This is a genomic window from Caldibacillus debilis DSM 16016 (assembly GCF_000383875.1).
Lineage (GTDB): Bacteria > Bacillota > Bacilli > Bacillales > Caldibacillaceae > Caldibacillus > Caldibacillus debilis.
Window position 1 is genome coordinate 1 of record NZ_KB912910.1, and the last position, 2,766, is coordinate 2,766.

Sequence of the window (2,766 nt, forward strand, 5' to 3'; positions counted from 1 at the left end):
GCAGTTTAGAAGCCGCTGAAAAAGTCGTATATTTGACCGTTCAAGATTTTAACGAGAAATGGGCAGAACGAAAGTTGCGAGGATTTGCCGAAGCGTATGAAGCCCTCGAGCGAATGTTTGAAGAACATTATTTTTAACCAAATATTGTAAATAAATAAAATAAGGGGATTCTCCCTTTCCACACAGGAGACTTGAATATTCAGTCTCCTGTGTGGAGGAAACAGCCCTACTCTATTCTAAATCCATTTCAGAGATACCCTATCTATCTTATGACGGTACCAACTGCATAAATTGAAAATACATCTGTGATTCCTGATTTTTATTGATTCTTCTATACTTCGTAAAATAAAAACTATTTCCACATATACAAATAATTAAGCCTAATAATGCAGGTTTTAGAATTGATTTTCCTTTTAGACCATGATTATGCAAGAAAAACCGGAAGTAAAATTTCATCAACCAATAACTCCAGTCGCTTTTCATCCATTACACCTTTTCGCATAAGATATTCCACACGGATCAAGTCAAAGGGCAGGGTCAGTGTCGTCTCGCTGACCTCTTTTATTTTTTCTCCTCTCGCTTTTGCAAAACCAAGCAGTTTTTGCATGACAAGAATATTTTTATTTGTTGCGTTGACTGTAATTTCGGTCATTTTCTTGTTATTTTGTCCCATCTCAAATAAAATAGCATTCATTATTTCCGGACCAACTTCTAAATAGGCTTTGTTATAAAGTGTGAGCAACTGCAACAAGTCCCCGCGCAAACTTCCCGTATCCTCAATTTTATCAATCAACTCACCGTCAAGTACTTTCTTCATTTTATAAACCATAATTTCGTGGATTAAATCAAGCTTTGTTTGCCAGCGCCGATAAATTACGGTACGGCTAGTTTTTGCGGCTTTTGCAATTTCCTGAAAAGTGAGATTGATATAACCAACTTTTTTGATTAATTCAATAGTGGCATTATAGATGCTTTCATATAGTGCATCTCCCCTTCTGCGCATACTTCTGCCCGCATTTTTCATTTTCACGATCATCCTCTCCGGGAACAGTTTAAAATTTATTCTCGTTCTCGTAGATCAACTTCAATATATTTTTCAATCATTATAGCATATCCCAGGGTTAAATAATGTACACCTTGCACCTTATTATATTTTTTATGTATACTTAAGGTACATAATGTATCTTAAGGAGGAGATGGAAATATGGAAAAAGAAAAGTTGCCTAAGGACATCATTAGCATCGCCTGGATTTTAGTACTTGGTGCACTCCCTTCTATGCTGGACACCACTATCGTCAATATAGCAGTTAATGATTTTACAAAGATGTTTTCAACCAGTTTTGCTGTAGCACAATGGGTGGTTACCGGATATACTTTGGCTTTGGGAATTGCGGTTCCGTTTTCTGGATGGCTGATGAAGAAATATGACGGCAAGAAAATATTTATGGGAGCTTTGGGCCTATTTTTGGTCGCTTCAATTCTTTGCGGTCTTTCTTGGAATATGCCAAGTTTAATCATATTCCGGGTTTTACAAGGTTTTGCTTCCGGGCTCATCATTCCAACATTGACCGCCTTGATTGTACAGACTGCAGGCAATGAAAACCTCGGACGTTTAATGTCCATTGTAGGAATTCCGATTGTTTTTGCCCCAATTATTGGCCCGATTATAGGAGGATTAATTTTACAATATTTATCATGGAACTGGCTCTTTTTTGTGAATCTTCCATTTGGGGTTGTTGCATTGCTGTTGATGCAGTGGAAACTGCCAAAATTTGAGGCGATTGACAAAGGCGCAAAAATGGATTGGCCAGGTGTTTTATTACTGGCACTGATATCGGGAATGTTTATCCTTGGCGTAACAGAGGGCAGGGAATCGTACTTCCGTGCAACAAGCATCTTGGCATTTTCAGCCGGTGCTGTTTCCCTGATTGCTTATCTGGTTTATGCGTGGAAGAAAAAGAACAAGGCTTTGATACCATTGGCTCTTTTTAAATCCAAAAATTTCAGTGCAGCATTTTTTTCCTTGTTCTTAGCTGGATTTGCTACCAATGGGCCGATGCTTCTATTACCGATGTTTTTTCAGAATGTACGTGGACTGGATGTCATTGCATCAGCACTCTGGTTGATTCCACAGGGGATAGGAATGCTGATAGCACGGCCTTTGGTTGGAAAAATGACTGATAAATACGGAGCTCGGCTTGTCGTACTGCCTTCAATCGCTATAACTATACTTGGAACACTGCCTTTTGTATTTTTTGATGCAAGCACAATGCAATGGGTTATTTGGATTGTTTTGTTCATACGAGGAATAGGCATTGGAGGAATCACCGTTCCAGTGATGAGTGATGCTTATGTTGGGCTTGAAAAACTGCTGGTTCCTGCAGCAAGCGTAGCCACCCGCATCATCCAAAACATTGGAGCTGCCTTTGGTTCCGCAATGTTGGCAACAGTAGTGAGCAGCGCTTTAAGTGCAAAGGAAGCCACAGTATCCAACATTGCTGATGCTTATCATCTTGGCTTTATTACAAGTCTAATCTTCATGATGATCAGCATACTGCCTTCCTTGTTTTTGACAAACAAAAAGGCGGCTAACTAAAATCGGTATTAATGACTATAGATATATCTTTTTTATTCATTGTCCAATAAAGAGCTGGTAGATGATGTATAAAATTTTGTGTAAAGCATTTTGCTAGACCAAAAGAAAAAAGGTAGGGTATTCTCTGATTTGGACCACAACACATTCCAGAGAAAGGAGAACCCTACCTA

Annotated in this window: 2 protein-coding genes and 1 pseudogene; 2 read left to right on the plus strand and 1 reads right to left on the minus strand. The window is 38.8% G+C overall.

Annotated features, from left to right (window positions below):
• Positions 1 to 137 (plus strand): annotated as a pseudogene (locus A3EQ_RS21210) (IS256 family transposase); the annotation flags it as partial.
• 287 nt (positions 138 to 424) lie between these two features.
• Here the strand turns inward: A3EQ_RS21210 and A3EQ_RS0114400 are convergent.
• Entirely contained in the window at positions 425 to 1,036 is a 612-nt protein-coding gene (locus tag A3EQ_RS0114400) for a TetR/AcrR family transcriptional regulator (RefSeq protein ID WP_020155877.1), read from the minus strand.
• A gap of 168 nt (positions 1,037 to 1,204) precedes the next feature.
• Here A3EQ_RS0114400 and A3EQ_RS0114405 point away from each other — a divergent pair, with 168 nt between their 5' ends.
• Positions 1,205 to 2,596, plus strand: coding sequence for a DHA2 family efflux MFS transporter permease subunit (locus A3EQ_RS0114405; RefSeq protein WP_020155878.1), 1,392 nt, complete (start codon positions 1,205 to 1,207; stop codon positions 2,594 to 2,596).
• Positions 2,597 to 2,766 lie beyond the last annotated feature (170 nt).

What these genes read in the sequence shown, in the direction of transcription:
- A3EQ_RS0114405 (WP_020155878.1), top strand. Translation starts at nt 1,205, where the DNA reads ATGGAAAAAGAAAAGTTGCCTAAGGACATCATTAGCATCGCCTGGATT.
- A3EQ_RS0114400 (WP_020155877.1), bottom strand. Translation starts at nt 1,036, where the DNA reads ATGATCGTGAAAATGAAAAATGCGGGCAGAAGTATGCGCAGAAGGGGA.